The 20,453-nt window shown below is 42.9% G+C and carries 20 protein-coding genes; 8 read left to right on the plus strand and 12 right to left on the minus strand.

All coding sequences use genetic code 11. The annotated features are described in order from the left end of the window. Window positions 1-25: 25 nt before the first annotated feature. The 5 genes from AACS00_RS16035 to AACS00_RS16055 form a co-directional block, all read right to left on the minus strand. The gene (locus tag AACS00_RS16035) at window positions 26-2,677 is read right to left on the minus strand and encodes a DEAD/DEAH box helicase (protein WP_110167990.1); all 2,652 of its coding nucleotides are present in this window, start codon (window positions 2,675-2,677) and stop codon (window positions 26-28) included. A 1-nt stretch (window position 2,678) separates the two neighbouring features. Further along, on the minus strand, window positions 2,679-4,499 hold the full coding sequence (locus AACS00_RS16040) for a site-specific DNA-methyltransferase (protein WP_110167991.1): 1,821 nt from the start codon (window positions 4,497-4,499) through the stop codon (window positions 2,679-2,681). Window positions 4,500-4,579: 80 nt separating this feature from the next. Further along, entirely contained in the window at window positions 4,580-5,512 is a 933-nt protein-coding gene (locus AACS00_RS16045; protein WP_110167992.1) for a WYL domain-containing protein, read from the minus strand. Between the two features lie 259 nt (window positions 5,513-5,771). Then, entirely contained in the window at window positions 5,772-7,493 is a 1,722-nt protein-coding gene (locus AACS00_RS16050) for an ATP-binding protein (protein WP_110167993.1), read from the minus strand. 13 nt (window positions 7,494-7,506) lie between these two features. Then, window positions 7,507-8,520 carry an SIR2 family protein gene (locus AACS00_RS16055; protein ID WP_110167994.1) on the minus strand — a complete coding sequence of 338 codons (1,014 nt, stop codon included), beginning with the start codon at window positions 8,518-8,520 and terminating at the stop codon, window positions 7,507-7,509. Window positions 8,521-8,721: 201 nt separating this feature from the next. Here AACS00_RS16055 and radC point away from each other — a divergent pair, with 201 nt between their 5' ends. From radC to AACS00_RS16085, 6 genes are all read left to right on the plus strand, one after another. Next, the gene (radC, locus tag AACS00_RS16060) at window positions 8,722-9,195 is read left to right on the plus strand and encodes a RadC family protein (protein WP_110167995.1); all 474 of its coding nucleotides are present in this window, start codon (window positions 8,722-8,724) and stop codon (window positions 9,193-9,195) included. Further along, complete coding sequence (locus tag AACS00_RS16065) at window positions 9,192-9,629, plus strand: DUF2787 domain-containing protein (RefSeq protein ID WP_181397616.1); 438 nt, start codon at window positions 9,192-9,194, stop codon at window positions 9,627-9,629. The genes radC and AACS00_RS16065 overlap by 4 nt, the downstream gene beginning before the upstream one ends. Window positions 9,630-9,679: 50 nt before the next feature. Then, window positions 9,680-10,123 (plus strand): DUF2787 domain-containing protein, encoded by a 444-nt coding sequence (locus AACS00_RS16070; RefSeq protein WP_110167997.1) that lies wholly within the window; start codon window positions 9,680-9,682, stop codon window positions 10,121-10,123. A gap of 318 nt (window positions 10,124-10,441) precedes the next feature. Next, window positions 10,442-11,176 (plus strand): WYL domain-containing protein, encoded by a 735-nt coding sequence (locus AACS00_RS16075; protein WP_110167999.1) that lies wholly within the window; start codon window positions 10,442-10,444, stop codon window positions 11,174-11,176. Window positions 11,177-11,206: 30 nt separating this feature from the next. Then, window positions 11,207-11,575 (plus strand): hypothetical protein, encoded by a 369-nt coding sequence (locus tag AACS00_RS16080; RefSeq protein ID WP_110168000.1) that lies wholly within the window; start codon window positions 11,207-11,209, stop codon window positions 11,573-11,575. A gap of 47 nt (window positions 11,576-11,622) precedes the next feature. Then, window positions 11,623-11,850 carry a hypothetical protein gene (locus AACS00_RS16085; protein ID WP_110168001.1) on the plus strand — a complete coding sequence of 76 codons (228 nt, stop codon included), beginning with the start codon at window positions 11,623-11,625 and terminating at the stop codon, window positions 11,848-11,850. 112 nt (window positions 11,851-11,962) lie between these two features. On the opposite strand, the gene AACS00_RS16090 is transcribed toward AACS00_RS16085, so the two are convergent. Continuing rightward, window positions 11,963-12,817 carry an HAD family hydrolase gene (locus AACS00_RS16090; RefSeq protein ID WP_110168002.1) on the minus strand — a complete coding sequence of 285 codons (855 nt, stop codon included), beginning with the start codon at window positions 12,815-12,817 and terminating at the stop codon, window positions 11,963-11,965. Continuing rightward, window positions 12,810-14,417 carry a metallophosphoesterase family protein gene (locus AACS00_RS16095; protein ID WP_110168003.1) on the minus strand — a complete coding sequence of 536 codons (1,608 nt, stop codon included), beginning with the start codon at window positions 14,415-14,417 and terminating at the stop codon, window positions 12,810-12,812. The genes AACS00_RS16090 and AACS00_RS16095 overlap by 8 nt, the downstream gene beginning before the upstream one ends. A gap of 373 nt (window positions 14,418-14,790) precedes the next feature. Between AACS00_RS16095 and AACS00_RS16100 the strand changes: the two genes are divergently transcribed. After that, the gene (locus AACS00_RS16100; RefSeq protein ID WP_110168004.1) at window positions 14,791-15,774 is read left to right on the plus strand and encodes a DUF4917 family protein; all 984 of its coding nucleotides are present in this window, start codon (window positions 14,791-14,793) and stop codon (window positions 15,772-15,774) included. A 418-nt stretch (window positions 15,775-16,192) separates the two neighbouring features. Here the strand turns inward: AACS00_RS16100 and AACS00_RS16105 are convergent, their stop codons facing one another. The 5 genes from AACS00_RS16105 to AACS00_RS16125 all read right to left on the minus strand — a co-directional run bounded on the left by AACS00_RS16105 (window position 16,193) and on the right by AACS00_RS16125 (window position 19,025). Next, a complete protein-coding gene (locus AACS00_RS16105; protein WP_110168005.1) occupies window positions 16,193-16,639 on the minus strand; it encodes a ribonuclease HI in 447 nt (148 codons plus the stop codon). Window positions 16,640-16,721: 82 nt separating this feature from the next. After that, window positions 16,722-16,922, minus strand: a complete 201-nt coding sequence (locus AACS00_RS16110; protein ID WP_110168086.1) for an AlpA family transcriptional regulator — start codon at window positions 16,920-16,922, stop codon at window positions 16,722-16,724. A 73-nt stretch (window positions 16,923-16,995) separates the two neighbouring features. Then, on the minus strand, window positions 16,996-17,595 hold the full coding sequence (locus tag AACS00_RS16115; RefSeq protein WP_110168006.1) for an inovirus Gp2 family protein: 600 nt from the start codon (window positions 17,593-17,595) through the stop codon (window positions 16,996-16,998). A 55-nt stretch (window positions 17,596-17,650) separates the two neighbouring features. Continuing rightward, window positions 17,651-18,325 carry an inovirus Gp2 family protein gene (locus AACS00_RS16120; protein ID WP_110168007.1) on the minus strand — a complete coding sequence of 225 codons (675 nt, stop codon included), beginning with the start codon at window positions 18,323-18,325 and terminating at the stop codon, window positions 17,651-17,653. Between the two features lie 64 nt (window positions 18,326-18,389). Continuing rightward, window positions 18,390-19,025 (minus strand): inovirus Gp2 family protein, encoded by a 636-nt coding sequence (locus tag AACS00_RS16125; protein WP_110168008.1) that lies wholly within the window; start codon window positions 19,023-19,025, stop codon window positions 18,390-18,392. 425 nt (window positions 19,026-19,450) lie between these two features. On the opposite strand from AACS00_RS16125, the gene AACS00_RS16130 reads away from it, so the two are divergent. Then, window positions 19,451-20,434, plus strand: coding sequence for a hypothetical protein (locus AACS00_RS16130; RefSeq protein WP_258306881.1), 984 nt, complete (start codon window positions 19,451-19,453; stop codon window positions 20,432-20,434). The last annotated feature ends 19 nt before the right edge of the window (window positions 20,435-20,453 follow it).

The following is a 20,453-nucleotide window of genomic DNA, read 5'->3' on the forward strand; positions in this document are numbered from 1 at the left end:
CAACACAACACCAACAAATGACTCATTAATTCAATTCGGGCACGATCTCTTGTGACCAACTGTCTTCCATCAGCATTCTGAACGAGATGCCACCCGACGCTGCTTCCAATGTAAGCTCGCCAGCATCTACGGCCGTCTTGACGTGTTCAGTTAATAGATCAAATAATCGGCGTTTGTACTCAGTGTCATCGTTCCCTTTTAAATGCTCACCCTTGGTTTCCAGTACAGAGAAGCGGTAACTGCCAGAATCCGGTTGTTCGACGCACACCAACAAGTCAGGGTAAACCTTTTGCTTTTGCCAGCCTTGCAGACTGTACTCGCGTTGATTTACTGCAATACGATGCCACCAATACACAGACTCTTGCCTATCCAAATACCAAGCAGTATCACGCTCTAAATTGTTCAGACCATTTTGATAGACCTTTTCGAACAGGCTTTTTTCGAGTTCAGATCCATCTTTGCGGCGAAGCACCTGATCGTGCTCACTAACATTAACCTCTAAGGTTTGTGCCAATTCCCAATTTAGCTTTTCGTTATCTGAAGCGAGTAGGCGCAAGGAGATATCACCATTGCCCAACTTAGACCTAAAGATTTGCTCCGATAATTGCGCAACCTGCTGTTTAATATCACGCTTCATCTCTTTGAGTAGCTCAAGGCGGTTTGTAAACAAAGCCTCCTCAGACACGCCATTACCACGCAAAATATCTAACGTTTGCGTTAACACCCGCATGGCTTGCCATGGGTTTGGAATGACATCGGTGAGCTGCCTTATCATAAACGAGATATCTAGGCCCGCTCTGGGGTCAAACTCGATGTTTTCATGAACCGGATCGGCCAAGTCCAATTCGCCTTGGTTATCCTTTGACATTTTATAGTCGATACGGGCAATCGTGCGCTGTAATTTGTCGTCCACTAGCTGGAAGTTCTCTGCGTTCAAATAAGACAGCGACTCCCAATCTAGGTCACCAAGCACATCCCGTTCATAATCGAACAAGCGGTAGCCGTCGTTGTACCCTGCGTCACGATGTAAAACCCGAGGCAAGAATATTTTCGGTAGGGTACGAAAACGCTCTCTACGCAATAACGTTTCTTTACTTACCACAGTGGCAGGTTTATTAGCTTCCGAGGCTTTAACCTGATTAGCCACATCGCCCATTCCTTCTTCTTCTAAACCTTGCTTAACACCGGCAACGGCTTCCATCACATCCTGATCAAAGGTATAAACATAACACTCATCTAAGCTTGGTTTTTGCGTCAATCGCGCATGTGGTTGACGTAGTACCCGGCCAATCATTTGGGTGATTGCCGTTTTTGCGGTCATTTTAGATAATACGGTTAACACATATGCAAAGGGGCAATCCCAACCTTCACGCAGCGCATCCTTTGTAATGATGTATTTAACGGGACACATTTCGCTGAGCAAATCATCATCACCCAACTCGTCTTTATCAGACGTTTTCAGGCGAATTTCATTTTCATTCACGCCCAATTTTTCCATCAAATACTCACGGGCGTCTTCCGCATGCACAAATGCTGAATCACGCTGGTCTTTACCTGTGCGTTCAACTCGAATCAGCATGATGGGGCGAATGTAGCGGCCGGTTTCGTTTTGTAGCAGCCCGGCTTCCTGCTCAAGCTCTGCCAGTTTAGCGTGCGCAAGCGACAAGGTATGCTTCCAGTCACTTTTGTCTTCGTTGATTAAGTTGATGGGTAGCTTAATCATTTGCTCATCTTTCAACGCTTGCCCAGACACATTCACCAACACATTTGAGTGATGCTTACCGTTTGCGTTAGGTGTGGCAGAGAGCTCAAGAATAAACTTAGGGTTAAATCCACACAGGGTCTCTCTTGCGGTTTCGCTATAGGCTTTATGTCCCTCATCCACAATAATCACAGGGCGTATTATGCGTAATACATTCCCTAGACTCTGCTTAATGGACACCGTGCCAGGCGCAATACCTTCTAGCCAGCCATAATCAGAAAGATCGTTAGGGTCTAGATTGCGAATTCTATTTAATAGTGCTTCGTTGGCTTTAGTGTCGTCCTCAACAGGGAAAAAGGAAGTGAAACGACCACTATCCTTAAACATACGTAGCTTTTCTTTTGATTCACGCGCACTGGATTGCAACATCAGCAACATAACGCACAGGTTTTCGTCGGTATCCCGCTTAGTAAAGGCATCGTTTTTTTCGAGCATTTTTACGCGCCCACCCGAAGCACGCTCTAACATTTGTCGATACGGATGCTCACGATTGGCCAACTGTTTCCAGGTTTGCTTGTAAATTGCATCCGACGGCACCACCCAGAGCACCATACCGGTTTGTTGCGTAAACAAATCAGTTTGCAGGCGCTCGACCGCAGCAACTCCAAGTAAGGTTTTACCACCACCCGTTGGCACTTTCAGGCACACATTAGGAATTGGCCGCTCTAAGCCGTCAAATCTTGTGACATAAGGCGCAGGCACCAAGTGACCACTTTTGTCTTTAAGCAGGTCAATACGGCGCTCCTGTACCAGAGCTTCCCACGTATCTTTAGCGTAATCGGTTAAGCGAGCCTCTTTGCCTTTCATTTTCTGAAAAGCAACAAAGTCTTCCGCTTCTTCCTTGGTGTCGGCCAGCTTTTTTAAGTAATAATCCAGCTTATCCAGCACACCATTCTGATAGTCTTTTAACTCCATGTTACGCCCCCATAATGCGATGGATAGCGTAAGGCAACTGGCAAAACTCAATGCGTTTTTCAGTTAAGTCCTTCTGGCTCATAAATTTCGCTACAGCAAATACAATGGTGCGCTTTTTCGTGGCATTGTTTTTAACAATCGCCGCGACTTTATCTGCGTTTAATGCCGCTTCATTCGAGCGCAACCATTCGCTATCGGGGCGATAGAATAGATGAATACGGAATAAGTCTGTTTCACCGATAAAACCATCGGCAGAAGCTTTGGCGACATTTTCTAACGACTGCCCAGTGGCGGTATAAAACACATAACGTGCGAGCGCATCGAACGATGGCATGGCTTCGCCAGTGAGTAAGCTTTCAATTTGGATCGGTTCCCCTAAGGTGCAATAGGTGAAGCTACCACCAATGCCTGGGGCAAACTCATCCACTTTGCGCTCACCGGTGACAGTCAGCACACCGTCTTTGAGCTCTTTTTTGATTTTGTCGAAATCTTTGCTGTGTTTTGCTTCAACTTTGGCAATTTGTTCCAACAACTCAGCGTGTTTTTTCTCGAAGACCGACCAAGTGATTTTTTCAGAAAGCAGTTCTTGCTTCTGGTTGCCTTTGAAGGGGTAGCCATTGATAACACGGCGAACACGTTCAGCGGTCACCTTGTCTGCATAGTCCTCACATTCGATCAGAATAAATTTGCGATTACCTTCATCACTCTTATTAGCCTCCAACACGGCATGTGCTGTTGTACCTGAACCGGCAAAGGAATCGAGTATTAAGGCATTTTCATCAGCGGCTAACTGAATGATTCTTTTTAAGAGTCTTTTAGGCTTTGGTGTATTGAAAATTTTTGCACCAATTATATTTGCGAGCTCTTTTTGACCTTCATCATTGTGACCAACTTCTTGAAAAGTCCACCACGTAGAAGGAACCTTTCCATCTTGAATTTCGGACAAGTACCTCTTCAACCGAGGTTTCTCATAGCTTTCGTCAGGCCCCCAATACAGCCTTCCTTCAGTAACCATCTCTTCATGTCGAGATTTAGAATAACGCCAGACAGCATTTTCTGCTGGCCATACATCTCTACCATCCTTAGGGTGTTTAATTGGATAATACAATGTAGGACGTTCATCTTTTGATTTATTACTAACGTAATTATCAGAAGACCAGCGTCCTCGGGGATCATTGTCAGGATTTGTATATCTAGAATTTTGCTCTTCAGACCTTGGTAGCAAATTACGTTTAAACTTATCTGATTTCCGATACACGAGAATGTAATCGTGCATATCAGGAATCCCATCATCGTCATTTGATACTGCATACTTTTTCTGCCAGCATATCGTTGCGACAAAATTTTCTGATCCAAAAATCTCATCAAGAAGCATTTTCAGCCTTTGTGACTCATTGTCATCTAAGGTGATCCAAATACTTCCAGTCTCGGCTAGCAGTTCTTTTAAAAGCGTTAATCTCGGCCACATCATACAAAGCCATTTGTCATGACGTTCCATATCTTCTTTATCAACAGGATTAGCTGACTTTTTGAGCCACTCCTGCATCAATGGTGAGCGCACATTGTCGTTATAACACCAGCCTTCATTGCCTGTGTTATACGGCGGATCGATAAAAATGCAGTCTACCTTACCGGCATGAGTTGGCAGTAACGCCTTGAGGGCTTCAAGGTTGTCGCCATGGATGATGAGGTTATCATCCAGTGATGCTGACTTGCCTTCCAGCGGTAAAGATTTATCCGCAACCACTTTTAGTTCACGAAACGGCACACTCAGGTGATGTGAATATACAAACTGCTTACCTTTAAAATCCAACGTTGGCATCGGTGTTCCTTAAATTCTTATTTAATTCTGATGATTAATCTCTAGCCATAAAAAACGGTTGTCTGGGTTGTGCTCATCATCTAAGTGACATAACCCGGCGCAATTGCGAGGTTTTGAACCCCATACAGCGCGGCACGATTGTTTAACGCAAGCTGACATTGGCTGGTTGATAAACACGCGGTCTCGGAACAATCGACGTTCCAAAGCCTGAGCAAATACCCCGCAGTTGCAGCTCTAATCTCAACCTTCATCACGCCACCCGTCATGCCATAATCCAGCTCAATCGCTTCACTGTGCTCTATGCGTGGGTGCGGCACTAACTCCAATTCAACAAAGCGGTTCCATTGCCTGTCCTGAGTTTCGAGCTCCGCTTCAGATAATGTAGAGTCTTCAAGCACAACCGCTGCTTTAATTCGGGTCAATACAAAGTCACGGAACCCATTTGGCGCTCCGCTTGGGCCATGCTTGCGGTCAAAACCACGAACGTGCCAACGCAGGCCATTGTCCACCAGTGTATGCGGCACGATTTCACGGGTTGTTTCACCGCTCGATAACGACACATAGGTGATGCTCAAGGCTTTGCCTTTGTGGATGGCCTCGGTGACCTTTGCCACTATAGATAGGCTTGGCTTGTTAAGGTGATAAGGCGCTTCACAAGCAAGGGGGGGGGTTACCTTGCCAGTAAAGCCATCGCCGTACCCTTGGCTAATGGTTGCCAGCGTTCTCACAACGTCATAGTCGAACAATGGCTCAAAAGCTTCACCACGTTTATGCAACTTGAGCTTTTGGTCATACTCAATATTGTCTGGTGCAAGCTCTCGGTAAAGGGTGAAGTCTTTCGTTGCTTGTGTTGGCGCTATGCCGAAACGCTCTACCAAATCAGCACGCACAGCTTCTCCCTTGAACAATAAGGTGAAGTCGATATGGGCAATGCGATCACGGCTTGCCTGCGGTAACTTCTCTAAAAGCTGCTGGGTCTTGCCGCTCACTACTTCGTTTTTTATCTTCGTCATGAAACCTTCAACATCTAAAACCTATTCAAAGTACGTGTATCAAGTTGGACCAATTGTAAGATAAGTCTCTGATAGCTTCTGTGAAAAACGAAGCAAAAAAGACATAGCCTAACTATATTTATTAGGTCACATCATATCATGAGTAAGCAGTTGTTAATAGGGAACATTTAGGAGTACCAAATTGATTCGTTGTTGTTTGAGCAAGAGCTTTGGATTGAAGTGGAGGTGATGACAGGCTAGTTTCCCAGCCTATCTACTATTACTGTATATTTTGCTTCCGCCAGTTTTGTATCGCTTTGGCTATTCGACCTACAGCAGCATCTTCCTGCCACTCATCCCAAAAATCTACCGTACCGCTATTTGGTTTTTGAATTGGTTCATCGATTCTAATTCGACTTGGTAGTAAGCTTGCATCCCCAACCACTAAAGCTTCACCAGTATCCAGTGTAGGTAAAATATCACTAAATCCACCTAGGCTATCCGGCAAAAGTCTTTTAACGACCGATTGGTCGTCAGCATTGGTCAATCGCATAGACACAAAATTGCTGCATTGGCTTAGCATTGTTTTGTTTACTTCAGAAGGACGCTGGCTAATCACAACTAAACTAACGCCATACTTACGTCCTTCTTTAGCAATCCTTTCAAATATCTCGATAGAGATGTCATCAGCCGCGCCAGCCGCATTGCGTTGAGGGATATAAAGATGGGCTTCGTCACAGAGCAAAGCTATTGGATGCCTGTCTTTGCTAGGGGTCCACTGTTGAACAGAAAAGGCAAGACGAGCGACTAAAGAAACAATCAATGGCAATATGTCAGATGGAACTTCAGAAAAATCAATTACCTTAATACCGCCTTGACCATTTTCTTGAGTACTTCCTAGTAAAGCATCCGTCAATTGAAGTAACCAATTAAAGTCGAGCGTATTTTTACCACCTTGAAAGAGAAAACCTAATCGCCTATCCGTTGTTTTGTTCTCTAGCCTTGCGATCAATCGCGCTAGCTTTCCATGAAACTCTCCTTGTTTTTGCTTCCCCGCAGCACCAGGCACCATTTCTGAGTTTATTTCATCCAAACGCTGTAATAATACATTGATATCAAAAGGCACAGGGCTATCTACTGTGAAGCTTTCAAGTATCTCGTTGTGCTTTCCTTCTTGTAGGTATCTTTGTTTTGCTGCATTTACTTCTCGCGACATAATCATCGCTTGGTTGGGTGCATTCTGATCCGAGCGATCAACAAATAGAGAAACTAAGGCTTCATAAGACAGTAACCAGTAAGGTAAATGGATCACACCATCAGCTATCGTTTTCTTTGCTTCAATTTCGACAGGGCCAGCAACTTTGTAATGCTTCAAGCCTTTATGTTTTAGAGGGGCATACTCGCCATGCAAATCAAACACAATTGCATTCGATGCTTTCAAGTTTGCCATTTGTTCTATGATCTTAGCGGTTGTCCATGACTTACCTGAGCCTGTACTGCCACCGATAAACGCATGTCTCTGGAAAAATTTATTACCATTTAGATACGCAATAGCATTGTCATCTAATGTGTATTTTCCCAGTCGTAGAGAGTTGCCTTCTGCCGCAGCATTGGACAATACTCTCATGAACGCGGTAAGCTCTTCACCTTCTAAAGCAAAACAGTTTGCATCTATCTCAGGAACGCTTTCTAAGGTTCTTCTGAACACATCTCTACGCTCTCCATCTCGATCCAATAGCGTACCAATCAAAGCAACCTTACAAAGATTTTGTTCGTTTACCTCTTCTTCATTTTCAGTAATTTCAAATATCTTTTTGCGTGTAACTTGTGAAATCAAACCTATCAAATGTTGCCCAGGCTTAGCACTTTGCAAAACGGCCAGTCTGTTGACTTGCAGTCGCTTTAAAAAATCACGATCTTCAACTTCAATAACAACGGTACTGGTATCCACTGACGCAACCTTACCTAAAGCTTGATCGTCCTTATAAGCAAATAGTGACACTACGTTTCCCTCCCTAGAGAACCAAATCTAAATAACCAGACAAACTCCAAAAATCTTGTTCAACAGTAGTCACATCTGAAGTATCAGAGCTGTATATAATCGATTGTTGATCATGACTACCACGTTCTATTGCCAAGAAATTCTTCACGTTGCCAGTTAAGAAAAATTTCCGGGCGGACTCGCTCAGCGTATGAGTAATAAGCGTTATGCATCCTCCTTCACGCATACATTTTTCGATAAGCTTTTCCTGAATATGCTCATCGTTAAAGCCAAAACCAATGCAAAGGTATGATTCTTTACTACGAATTGCTGTATCGGCCATCTGTATAATCGTCCTAAAAGGCTCGTGATAAGTCGTCATATACTTGGCAATACCAGGTGTAACAATCTGAGGCATATAGCCTTTAGGAATGTCCTGAACTTGATTAAGCCCAACGACATCACCCAGGGGACTTAAAAACCAATCTAAGCTTCCATGAACTTTCCATATATTCACGACTCTATCTGCTTTGATTGATTTTGGAGGGATTTGTAATCGGCGATATCCATGAGAAAAACCAGTGTAATGGTGAATACCAGCTTGCTCTACGGCATATTCAGCAATACGATCATAGTTTGTTGTAACGATATCGATACGTTCGGCTACAGAACGAAACAATCCATTGAGCAACTTGGCCAAAGGAAAATGTTCCGCTCTATCTAATGACAATTTAAACACTTCAATATCTTGGGGGTTAAGAAGAGCCCAAGTGGATTGGACAACCAAATCCGTTAGCTTTTTTGACAGTTGTACTTCGTGAAGTGCAGACTCCAAATCTACACCAGCTTCTAGCTTTAATTTAAAATTATCCCAAGCTTCAACTTCCGCTTTATCAAAACTATCAATTTCGATTGTATCAATTAAGTGTTGTGCCAATGCCCCCATGCCTGACAAACCATATGCCGCTGATGCCCCACTACCAAGAATGATTACTGGCGATTTTTGATAATACTTTTGCGCCTGAGCGTAAAAGTCGAAATCACTCATTGTGCCTTCCTAATGATATTCAAACAGATACATAGTGTTATGTTTTAACATGTAGAAAACGGAAAGTTTGTGGGTACGCTCTGAATTCAGTGAGTTAGCTACCTACGTGGACCTATTAATGCATATTCATCTCAATCCAAAAATCTTCAGGCATATGTCATCAATGTGAATACCCATCATTGATTCCGACAGGAGCCCGAAATGAACCCCAAAACTTCCGATTACCAAAAGCAGCAACGCTATCAGGAAAATGAAATCCTAGAGCATGCGGCTGAAATACTGGCTAACCGCTACGTACGTGGAGATGCCCTAACTAACCCTGATGCCACCAAAGAGTATGTGCGCTGTAAGCTAGGCAGCTATGAGCGTGAAGTGTTTGCCTTATTGCTACTGGATAACCAAAACCGATTGATTGAGTTTAAAGAGCTGTTTCATGGAACAATCGATGCGGCCAGCGTCTACCCGCGAGAAGTGGTGAAAGCTGTGTTAGAAGTGAATGCCGCAGCGGTGATACTTGCCCATAACCATCCATCCGGTGACTCAACGCCGTCTCAAGCCGATAGACGCATAACCGAAAGACTCAAAGATGCTTTAGCGCTGGTGGATGTTCGCGTACTTGACCACATCGTGACAGGCGATACCTGCACCTCATTGGCTGAAAGGGGGTGGTTATGATTGAACAACATTATGGTGAGCTTTCTATTGATGATGCTTTACATGCGTCACTGGAAGCACTTCTGAATCGGTACACTCTCCCAGAGAATGCTGAACGCCTCGTGCTGAACTGCCGCCAAATAAGTTACTACCGACATCGACAAGGTTTGCACCCGATAGAGGTACAATTTAAGCGAGAGTCAACCTCAAGCCCTTGGTTGGTAGTGTTCTTTGCCAGCTTCTCTTATCCCGATGACACCAGTACAACCGTTGAGCCTGAGTTGTACTTTCACCTTGCTAATCGCTGGTTCTATCAACCTGATGTGGGGAGCACGGATTTATCCCACCCAGAAGTTCAAGAGCTGCTCTCGGTATGGATGAAAGCCTTTGCTCGCCACCTTTCTCGCAATGTCTTTGATGACGTGCAACTGACGATGGTCGGTACGTTCAACTAAATCCTAATCTCTCATTTCTTATTTGAATCCTGAAACAAGGAGGACTCACCATGTCCAAATTAACCTTCACAGCATCATTACTACCTGTGTCTAAGAAACTGCACAAGCTGTTAAGTGAGCAACTCACCGCTCATTTGCTGAGTAATGAAGCACTGACCACCAGCCGTTATCTGGTGTTTAACTTTCGTGATAAAAGTTACAGCGCGGAAGAAGGCGGCTTCCATCCGGTTGAGATGGCGATTTGCCAAACCTCAACAGGGGAATGGAGTATTGAGTACATCACCGACTTTGCTTACATGGGAAACTACTACCCAGAGCTAGAGCGCAACTTGGATTTTGATTTTCGGGTTGGACAGTTCTTTGTGGCCTATCGTGGCTGGCTGCCAATGCAAGGTAGCCGTGATGCGCAAGAGCTGTATCGGATATGGGAGAATAACTTTCTGGCCTATGTCGATATGGACTCCTACAACGAGATAGCCGTCACCCCGCAATAACTCATGACTTCCCTTCTTCTACAAATAATCAAACTTGTCACTGCCCTCACCACGCTGTTTTCACTTTCCCCGTTCTTCGGCGCTATTGGAGCCCTATCCACTTTAGGGTTTCTGGTGGTGCTGTTGATTGGGTTATTGGTAGCGATTGCCGAGCTCAGTGATAAGCATAAGCCTCGTTAATGTTAATCGGCTCACGCTTTGGTGATGCCGATTGATGCTGTTTTCACCGTTGGACATTATGTGTCTGACCCACCTCTATTCTCCCGACATTAAATGTCCGACTCCGGTGTGGAGCTTTGATGTATTGAGAGCGTAGTCATGAGCAATAAAACCAGCATTGAAGGGTTATCCGCTTTGCTGCACACGCTGATGCTTATTCCTCAACATCGATGGATTACCGTTAGGGAGTTGCAGCAGCAGTTAGCCCTACTCGATATCCACCGCACCACGCGCAGCATTAAACGCTACCTCGATGAAGTCATTGTGGAGGTGTTTAACGTGGAGTGTGATTCGATGAGCATGCCCCATGTTTATCGGAAAACCTCAGAGCAATTACTGAAGCTCAACAAGCAGGAAATGCTTTATTGGCAACTGACGAATAAGTACTTACTGCCGCTTGTTCCCGATGCACTGAATTATGGGCAAGGTCGCTCCTCGGAGAGAGACAAACCCTTACCCCACAAGGGTTCAGCACATTCAAAAGAGCAAGTATGGTTAGCCAAAGTACATGTGGCATTGCCCACTATTCGCGAGTGGAGTGACGAGCAACGGCACGTGTTGAATGCGGTACACACGGCATTACTGCACAACCGTATGCTCAAGATATCTAGCCAAGTATTGCAGCAAGAGAAGGCGCTCATTGAGCCACTGGGACTCTCGGTTCAGTGTGACGCGCTCTTGCTGCTCTTTCGATTATCCGGTCAACACACGATACGCACCCTCGCCTTGCCTTTGATTGATGAGGCCAGTGTATCGACGTTTTCTTTTACCTATCCGACTGATTTCAATCTTGAGCGGTTCATGCGTGAACACTATGAAGTCAGTGCGCCTTGAATTTCACTCACCGATAAGGAGAGCACCGTTATGACATTAATCAACACCCTACTCCGATACGCCGCAATGAGCGTGCTGTTTATCGGGCTCACCGCTTGTGGCGACCAAGAAGAGACTCAAGCAGCAACAGCAGATATTGAAGTGTCGATATCGACTAACTCGCATTGGGGAACATTGGTTTTTGACCTACAAGCCATCACTGACAACACCGTAATAAGCAATGTGGTGATTAACCGAGGCAACTGCCGATTACCCGCAGGCACCACCTCAGAGCTATCAAGAAACGTTTCATTAAACTTCGGCCAAACCTACACCGGATACAGCAACAACTGCACCGTAGACAACGTGAAAGAAATCGAAGTCACCTCCAGTGCTGGCACCTTTGCCTACACCTTCTAACTTGCAGTTCCCAAATAACACACTCAACCAACTCGTAAGGATCAACTATGAACAAGTCAACTCTACTTATCACAGCAGCATTAGCTTTCTCTACCTCTTCCGCATTTGCTGGCGGAACACTGGGCGGTAACCCATCCGCAGATTCGGGTGCAGTCAACGTCAGTGTGGGCAAATGCACTCAATACAAAATGGATGTGAAAGCGGCGCAACAGAAAGGTAAGGACGTAGCGAGCATCACCGTCCCTGAAGGCTGTGAGATCATCACAGAAAAGTAATACCACCAACAGCTATAAAAATGATAATGGGGAGCAATTACGCTCCCCATTCTTTTTTTCTAAATAATCTAAAAAAACTCTATTCCTAAATTAGATCTTTGAACAGTTAACTCTAATTAGGACACTCCAAAATAATGTCTTGTAACTCAGCAAACGAAGATACTTCAAACAATGGCTTCTCTTTCGAATACATTGTTTTTAAGTCTTCTTCGATTCTTACATCTTCATCGGTCCAATGGGTGATGCTGACTAGCAATTTCCAGTTTGCACTTTGAAAGTCTTTACCATATTTAGCCCAAACTGAATTAACACCAGCGGCATTCGCCATAGACATGTCTTTTACAATAGAATCTCCGATGTAGTAGGTATCAGTTGGAGATACGCCCTCTCTTTCACAAATATCGAGTACAAGTCTAGGATTAGGCTTTCTCTCTTCTTCTGGCAACTTTATCACCCAATCTACATCACTAGGATCAATCATCGGTTTTAACTTATCAGGGTGGGAAGAAGAATTCGAACCAATGGTATAAAGATGCTGTAGATGCTGATCTAAGCCGAGTTTTTTAGCTCGGTATACAGCATTAACTTCGTAAGACTCGGTATGGCCGACAACTTTTACTCCCTTAGCTCTCAGTTTAGCCAACGTGTCTGTAACTCCATCATACAGTCTAAGCGTTTCTTTCCTTTTTTCAGAAAACTTTTGGAAAGCAGGTGCTAGCTTAACCTTTAAGACTTCCTTATCAGAAGTACCATAGTGGTCTACTATAGCTTTGACTTCTAAAGTAGCAAAAGGTCTTTCTGAACTATTGTACTTTTGATGAACATCCTTGAAATCACGAAGTAAAATGCTTTTATCGATGCCAGTTAAGTCAACAATAGAATCAACTAAAACTTCAAACGATTGAGAGAAGTAAGAAACCCAGTCATATAACGTATTGTCTAGGTCCGTGATGAGCAATTTAGGCATTGTAGTCAAACTCCAGTTTATAGCTTGTAGATAACGTGGAATCTTGAGGACTTATTTTCCCGTAATGGAATATTATTTTTTCGCGCCCAAACTCAATTTTACACGCCCAATTTCCTTTTTCCTCACCGGTGTGCCCTTCACATACACCACTACTTCCTAATGAGAGAACATGTAGTTTGTTGGTAGGGTTCGACTCTGAGGTTTCTTTATGTGTTATTTTGCTTCGTTCTAAAGTGCAATTGAAGTTTTGATGCATATGTCCATGCAGCAAAAAATCGAACTGATATTCGGTAAGCCATCTAGATAGCCTCTCTGCATCTAGAACAGTTGAGTACTTGGCATCAGGGTAAGCGTCTTGAGTCAATGACACTGGCATTAGATGGTGGTGCATTACACAAATACGAGTAACGTTTCTAGGTTTTCCTTTAGAAAAGCCCATTTCTTTCGCAACGTCATCAAGTTGCTCCTGCCCGATAAAACCATGCCCCTGAAAACTTCCTTTAATTTGCTGTAAAGTGACACTGTTAAGCAAAACAATTTCGACAGGTATAGAATCATTTAGCAGAAGTTTTCTTCCTGATGTCATTGATTGGTTAGGTTTGATATCAAAGTATTTCGCGTAGAAATCTTCATAAGCAGACCGAGATTTATCATAGTTCGCTTTGATAATAGCATCATTTGCCTTTTGGGAATCCTCTGCTCCATCATAAAATGAGAGATCATGGTTACCTGGGCAAAAAGCCAGCCAAGATTTATCCAAATTATTCACACTATAGATATAATCAATAAATTGACTCGCAAGATCAAACTCAGCACTATCACCTGACCAAGTTAAGTCGCCAGAAATCAGTAATGAGGCTATATCTTTCTTACCATCAAAGTAGGCTTTATTTATCGTTTTAGCTAATGTAGCTTTATCTGGATTACCATCTTGAAGTGCATACCCATGTAAGGAAGTATTAGTAAAATGAGGATCTGACAACCACAATAAGCTATTTTTAGAAGTAGCTTTGTATACTGTATCGAAGTGCCGTGGCTGAATTTCTGTCATATCCTTCAAACGAATTTCGTTTGCTTTATCATCATGTTGTCTATTCCTGACCCTCCACAAAGTTCGATTTTGTTCAGTTAGTTCATCGGGTGAAGCAACTACTTTACTGTCATAAATCTCGTAATGTGACTCTGAAACAAAGAGATCCTTCATGGGCTCGTAAGACTTGTTTCCAATTACTTCAGAAGCATCGATTTCAGATATACTGTTAAACTTAAACCATAAAGGATGGGTATTTTCAATGTAGTAGGTTGGTGTATGCTTTTTACTCGGAGTCTCAATACCACCATCAATCTCTGATTTATAATCCAAGATGTTAGCGCGATAAAATTTTTGCTGTGCGCTATCAAAAAGATAAACAGATCTATCTGATTCTTGCATCTTCAGGTTTAGTTCTTTGAGTGTATCCGCTGGCAACTTTTCATGACCTTTGTTCCACCATCCCCACCATACGTAACCTTCCTTGATGATGATATCTTTATGCCGCTTTATAGTTTCTCCGCGAGGGCAAGATAAGTCTCGAAATCGCAATATAAGTGTTGATGTCATAGATGTTAACTCCGTTAAGTAATCTGATATAAGAGTACTGATGATTATCAGAAACAGCCAGTACTCCCCACTAAATCAGTACAATTAGAATAATTTCTGTTTTCAATACTGGACAGTTGTCAAGTGTGCTCTTCGATACGTGAGCTACCGAGCGTCAACTAACTTTTCACTCATCTCTATTGGGTTAGATTTTTGAGCACAGACTATTACGTCAAAAATCTGTTCACCCTTTGCAAATCTACCGATTAGAAAAACCTATCCTACTTAAAGCGCAAAACAAGCTCGCTTTTGTCTTTTGTGTGATTGAGCTCTGTAGACTGGAGTATTTGAAAACAATACAGTTGCATAACAATATACACAAAGAGATGCACTAGTGCCGCTACAAACTTTTGAAGACACTCTAGCTCAGCTAAATGAATGGGAGCGCCCTGCAATACTTCTCGCTAATGGTTTCTCAAGAGCATGGAATAACCGAATATTCAACTATGAAAACCTTTTCGAAGAAGCTCAATTTGGCGAACGTGACCAAGAACTAAGAGAAATTTTCGAACGCTTTAACACCTTCGATTTTGAAAAAGTAATGCACGCATTGCAGTCGGCAGAACAGGTATGTGAAACATATCAAGTCAATAGAGCTCTGATCAACCAGATTAGAGACGACCAAGAACAACTCAAAGACTCTCTGATTGAAGTTATTGCCAATACTCATCCTCACCGCCCTAATGAAATTGATGACGAAATGTTCGAGTCAACACGAGAATTCTTAACGCAATTCTCGAACGTCTTTTCACTAAACTATGACATGCTTCTCTATTGGGCTGTAAACAAAACAAATCTAGCTCCACATAGACCTGACCCATGGTGTGGAAAAAAAGATGGTTTTTTCCACGATGAGTGGCAACAGCGCCAGCAAAACCTGCATTTCTTGCATGGTGGTCTTCACCTATATAACCATGGCTCTAGTGTCTTCAAAAGAGTCTATGACCCGGAAGACTGGGATGCGATTGTAGACCAAGTTCGGCGTTGGCTAGACGCAGGTAATTTCCCTTTATTTGTTTCAGAACCTACCAATCAAAAAAAACTAGAAAAGATCAAACACAATCCTTACCTCCATGCTTGTTATCAAGCTCTCGGTGAACTAAGGGGCACTCTATACATTCATGGACACTCAATAGCGGAAAATGACCGTCATATATTCGACCAGATTAACCAAAGTAAAATAACCAAAGTATTCATAAGTATCTTTGGAGATGAAAATCAAGAATGGAACCGAGAAACGATGGCTAATGCATACAGATATTTTGTCAGAGGTAAAAATATTGAATTTTACGATGCAGCCACTACGCCAATTTGGTAGCAATTAAAAATAGAGCCTATGAGCCGAGAGGCACCTTGATCCTTAGTAGCAAATGGTTGTTCCCATGATGCTGACTAATGGTTATAACCATGAGTACCATCGGATTTTCGTAGCATTTGTTATCTAGAGAAATTGGTTAATCATCAACCAATTGATCAACTAACTTAAGAGCGAACATTTTAGACTGTTGTATCAAATTCTTTTTGTCAGCCAGTAACACTAAATAAGTTAGCTCTTAATTGAACTTGTATATTCTTTGCACACACCTCTGGAGAAACTTATGTCTGAGCGTCGATAACACTCCTTCCTACTCACAATCTCGTATCATATCCACCTTCAGATATATGTTATCTAGAAAAACTCAAATAACAGGTAATAGCGGCTTATTGGATTGTGCTCACAAGCCGCCTTACATACATTAATCGATATTACTTCTAGCAGCATCAACTGCTAGCGAATCCGCTATCTCATTCCCTCTCACTCCTGAATGTGCCTTGACCTTAATGACTTCGACATACTTGCCAGAACGCAGATCATCGACTGTCTGCCACAGGCGTCGATTCTTAATCTGCTTTTTATCGGCTCTACGCCAGCCTTTCTTTTTCCAGCCATCAAGCCAAAGGTTAAAACCTTTTACGCAGTACTCACTGTCTGAGTAGATGACATCACCATCTTCGGCATATTCCAGTCCTTCGATAAGTGCCAGTAACTCCAGCTCTGCACAATCTGTCTCTCGGTCAATGGTAATGCTCTCTTCATGGACGATATCATCGTTCTCATTGAAGACCACCAGCCCTATGCCACCTCGTTTGCAACCGTGTTGGTTGTTTGGTGCAGCACCGTCTACGTAAATTGAATAGCTCATTTTTTATCTCTCTCTAATTGCAAAAAGGGCGCATGACTTTGCTTAGCCAGCGCCCCGTTGATGGTGTGATTTAATGTTTGTGTTACTGAAAGGATTCTTGGTTGTCTCGCATACTCAGACGCAATTCCATCCATTCCTCGATTTCACTTTCTACCCAAGCTACCGCTCGTCCACCGAGTGGCACACTCTTAGGAAAGTCGGTTTCATCTGCCATGAACTTGTAGATAGTTGAACGGCCTAGCCCTGTTAGTGACATCACGTCTTGGATTCGTAGAAATCTCATTTTCACTGGGAATCGTCTCCTGCTTTGTATATACCCATGTGATAAGCCACCCCTGTAAAAAAATGCAGTCGGTCTACTCCAAGCTAGAGCCAAAGCAGTAACGCTTTTCTTGCCACGCTTCAGCAAGGCTGCTCATGCGGTGGAAGAGCGTGTTCTTTATATTGGCGTCTTTGCTACGACAACGCATTCCTACCCCATAATTGCCTCGGTCATTGAAAAACACCAATGAACGCGCTTCGCCGCTGTAGTGCTTTTCTATCGCTTCTTGCCAAGCCGTTTTAAGGTGCTCGACCAATTCATTGCGCTTGTCCCAACAAATAGCGGGACCAAAGTGCTGGCTATAGTCACTAAACAGCATCACTCGATAATTGTGGGATGGAACCTTGTCTTCCCGCTTACGCCATACATAAAACAGAGAATCCGTCCCAAGCTTCTCTTTAAGTAGCTTAAAGTAATTGTTGAGGATACTGAGGTCGGTATCTTGATGGTCTTCTGGCAAAAATAAGTCCAATCGTGTAGCGAGAGTGATGTCAAACTGGCTGAGTGCCTGTTCAAAAACATCGACCATTGAGGTCAATGCTGACTCGTATAACCCCTTGTCGCTGTAATACAACGGGTAATCATCAAAAGTTCTATCAAGAGTAATGCTTGGGAGGTGGGTTCTATTCGCCATGAGTAATGCCTTTTAGTTGTATGAATGACATAGGCATTACTCGCGCTGTATTTTTTTAAGGTGAGTCGTGACTGCAACCAAAGCTCTTTTTGAGGTGATCGTTCAAGTTGGTAATGGGCTTCGCAAGACGACTTATGCGATAGAAGAACTCGTTTAACTGTAGCGGGAACATTTCAGCGTCAGACAACAGCTCAAAACCTTTATTGCTAGGGGAATAAGCTAATCCTGAGCATGATTGGTTGTAATAGGCTTCAACCACCCTATCCCATGTCTTCCTCACTTTTTTGTAGAGAAAACGCCCCCAACCCTCTCGACCAGTACCTAAGTTTTGAAAGAGATCCCTATCAAAGAGCAAGATAAGATGATGATGCTGGCTGGTGGATTCATTCGCCTTCGCCCAGATGTAACGAATGACCGTTTGTGGGTGTTGGTAAGTTCTGCCCGTGTATTTGTCCTTACAGAGCTCGTTAGTCTCCGATTCTAAAATACGAAAGAAATGGGCAAACACCGCTACGTAATCTCCCTCAAAGTCACTCGGTAGGTTTAGGTTGATGTGAACAGCAAAGATTCTTGGGTATTGGTTTAGTGCTTCAGTCAGCACTCGGTCGATCTTCTCTAGGTATTCGAGGACGAGACCATCCTCACAGTAATAGAGTGGCTTCCCATTGAAGATTCTGTCATGAGTGATGGTGTGGGCTCTTTGATGAGCCACGTTGAGTTGATTTAGCATAATGAGCTCCTGTGGTTTGTTGTGATTCCCACAGGAACTGGGACTACCGTTATTTTTAAGGGGATTAAGAGCTAGTAGCGAAGTTTCTCATAGTCCCTCCGTATACCTTTGAGTTAGGTTTCGCGAAATAGCACACCCTTTTGAATAGCTCATTCTTCGATTGTTCAATATCTGATGCTTTCAGGTTTAAGCGATACACACCATTTTTGCAGAAATGGACTAGTGCTGGTTTCTCCTGTTTGATAGCACTGCACCACGCTTGCTTAATCAAGTCGGCTAGAGAGCCGTCTGATGCTCCTACATCCCCGAGTTGATAATAGATATCTTTGTTCAGGAAGAGTGCAACATGGTAGTGGTACTGCTCAGCGGTATTCTTCTCTTTTGCCCAGATGTAACTGGTCTTGTTCTTTAACCCCCTTCCCCAGCTTTTCTCTTTACGTTTTATATCTACGTCCAATTTGGCATTCAGGGATTTGAAGAATCGAGTGATGACTTTCGAATCTGAATCATCGAAATCTTCGGGTAGGTGTAAGTCTATCCGAAACACGGATAGCCTAGAGTGATACTTCAATGCTTTCTCTATCAATTGAGAAATCTTGTAGAGGTAAAACTTACGGTAGAAGAATCGTTGCTTTCGTTTTGTTGGTTGAGGTAGGTCGTAGTTGTTGAATTTGTCTTCAGATGTGTACTGATGATTCATGGTGTTGTTATCCCTATTCGTGTGTCTCTCATACACACAGGGAGTAACGTAAATTTTAGTAGTTGGTAGTTATGTATATTACCTATACCAACACTCTTCATATCAGTGTGATGAGATAACAGTGTCACAAACCACACCTCCAGCAATCTTTTTCTTTTTTATCCTTACTAACCTGTATTTTTTCATTGAATTAGGGAGTCATTCGAACAACTTGATTACTCGAACTTTATGCAGCAAGTAAAAATAGGTAAAATCCATAGAAAAATAGCAACATCATGCACTGAATACTAGCTATTGCTAGCAACAACGAATCACACCAACAAAAATATAGGAACTTTTTTACTACATAAATCAATCATAAAACACGTAATATAAACATAGTAAAAGATACTCTATTTCATCACTTATTCGTACGGAAAAACATCGTGAGCAAGAAGAGCATATACGAAGAAAAATTAGCTGAGAGAGGACTCTTTCGAGTCAATAACGTGCGGTATTTGAAGTACTACCTGTTCTTTATTTCTCAAAACACCGACATCTCATACAGCGTAGAGAGCGAAGATAAAGAAGAGTTACAACGAAAGATCAACATGGCAATTAACAACGTGCATACGGGGATTGATAGCCAGATAGAAGAGATGAACGAGCAAGCAATAAAGCACTTATTGCCCAACCGTTCCTTTCGTTGGGTCGAAAAAAATGAAGATAGAATGGTCTACTTCGTCTGGTCAATGCTGAGGTTTGTTTCAACAAGAACCTACGAGTTAGATGATCAAAAGCGAGCTTTTAGTTACGAATTTTCTGTACGTTACTGCTTACGGCACTTAGATGATGAAGAAAGAAACCCATACCATATTTCAGGATTAAATAAGTTACCGCTCAACAGTGCTGAAGCGTTGGAACTTGTCTATGACTTTTTTGACCAATGGGATGCAAAAGCCTCTGCGAAAGAAAAGCTCATGGGCATTTTAAAAGAGAAATGGCGCTACATAAGTCATCACTTGAATCCAAACTACAGTTGGATAGAACCCAAAAATAAAGCACAAAACATATGGATTTATAACTACATCAAATCCAAGCTGGAGTTTCTACCGCACTTGATACAACCAGTGTCAGCAGCACAGTATTACAATAGCAACATTGCCATACTCGACACTTTGTTCACATGTCACCAAGATGAAATACTGAACCCAAATAGACGGAGAAATAAAAGGAAAAGTTCATCGAGTACTGAAGATTCATCTCGTAACGAAGAACGGTACATAACCAGTAATGAGGTAATGTATAAGATGATGAAGGCTTGGAAACAAAAGCGGTTTCGAGAAAAAACCGGACGCACATCAGCTAAATCTAAACCACGCGATACACAATCCGAACAGACACCTCTCCATGACGAACGGTTAATCTGATCGTAAAGCAAAGACTAAA

The sequence above is a fragment of the Vibrio sp. 11986-1-5 genome, assembly GCF_963878025.1.
In the GTDB taxonomy this organism is placed as follows: Bacteria; Pseudomonadota; Gammaproteobacteria; order Enterobacterales; family Vibrionaceae; genus Vibrio; species Vibrio injensis.

Excerpts from the sequence above, each read along its gene's own strand:
- radC (WP_110167995.1), top strand. The coding sequence starts at position 8,722 with ATGAACCCCAAAACTTCCGATTACCAAAAGCAGCAACGCTATCAGGAA.
- AACS00_RS16075 (WP_110167999.1), top strand. The coding sequence starts at position 10,442 with ATGAGCAATAAAACCAGCATTGAAGGGTTATCCGCTTTGCTGCACACG.
- AACS00_RS16105 (WP_110168005.1), bottom strand. The coding sequence starts at position 16,639 with ATGAGCTATTCAATTTACGTAGACGGTGCTGCACCAAACAACCAACAC.
- AACS00_RS16065 (WP_181397616.1), top strand. The coding sequence starts at position 9,192 with ATGATTGAACAACATTATGGTGAGCTTTCTATTGATGATGCTTTACAT.
- AACS00_RS16035 (WP_110167990.1), bottom strand. The coding sequence starts at position 2,677 with ATGGAGTTAAAAGACTATCAGAATGGTGTGCTGGATAAGCTGGATTAT.
- AACS00_RS16110 (WP_110168086.1), bottom strand. The coding sequence starts at position 16,922 with ATGAGATTTCTACGAATCCAAGACGTGATGTCACTAACAGGGCTAGGC.
- AACS00_RS16115 (WP_110168006.1), bottom strand. The coding sequence starts at position 17,595 with ATGGCGAATAGAACCCACCTCCCAAGCATTACTCTTGATAGAACTTTT.
- AACS00_RS16085 (WP_110168001.1), top strand. The coding sequence starts at position 11,623 with ATGAACAAGTCAACTCTACTTATCACAGCAGCATTAGCTTTCTCTACC.
- AACS00_RS16125 (WP_110168008.1), bottom strand. The coding sequence starts at position 19,025 with ATGAATCATCAGTACACATCTGAAGACAAATTCAACAACTACGACCTA.
- AACS00_RS16120 (WP_110168007.1), bottom strand. The coding sequence starts at position 18,325 with ATGCTAAATCAACTCAACGTGGCTCATCAAAGAGCCCACACCATCACT.
- AACS00_RS16045 (WP_110167992.1), bottom strand. The coding sequence starts at position 5,512 with ATGACGAAGATAAAAAACGAAGTAGTGAGCGGCAAGACCCAGCAGCTT.
- AACS00_RS16070 (WP_110167997.1), top strand. The coding sequence starts at position 9,680 with ATGTCCAAATTAACCTTCACAGCATCATTACTACCTGTGTCTAAGAAA.
- AACS00_RS16080 (WP_110168000.1), top strand. The coding sequence starts at position 11,207 with ATGACATTAATCAACACCCTACTCCGATACGCCGCAATGAGCGTGCTG.
- AACS00_RS16055 (WP_110167994.1), bottom strand. The coding sequence starts at position 8,520 with ATGAGTGATTTCGACTTTTACGCTCAGGCGCAAAAGTATTATCAAAAA.
- AACS00_RS16090 (WP_110168002.1), bottom strand. The coding sequence starts at position 12,817 with ATGCCTAAATTGCTCATCACGGACCTAGACAATACGTTATATGACTGG.
- AACS00_RS16040 (WP_110167991.1), bottom strand. The coding sequence starts at position 4,499 with ATGCCAACGTTGGATTTTAAAGGTAAGCAGTTTGTATATTCACATCAC.
- AACS00_RS16095 (WP_110168003.1), bottom strand. The coding sequence starts at position 14,417 with ATGACATCAACACTTATATTGCGATTTCGAGACTTATCTTGCCCTCGC.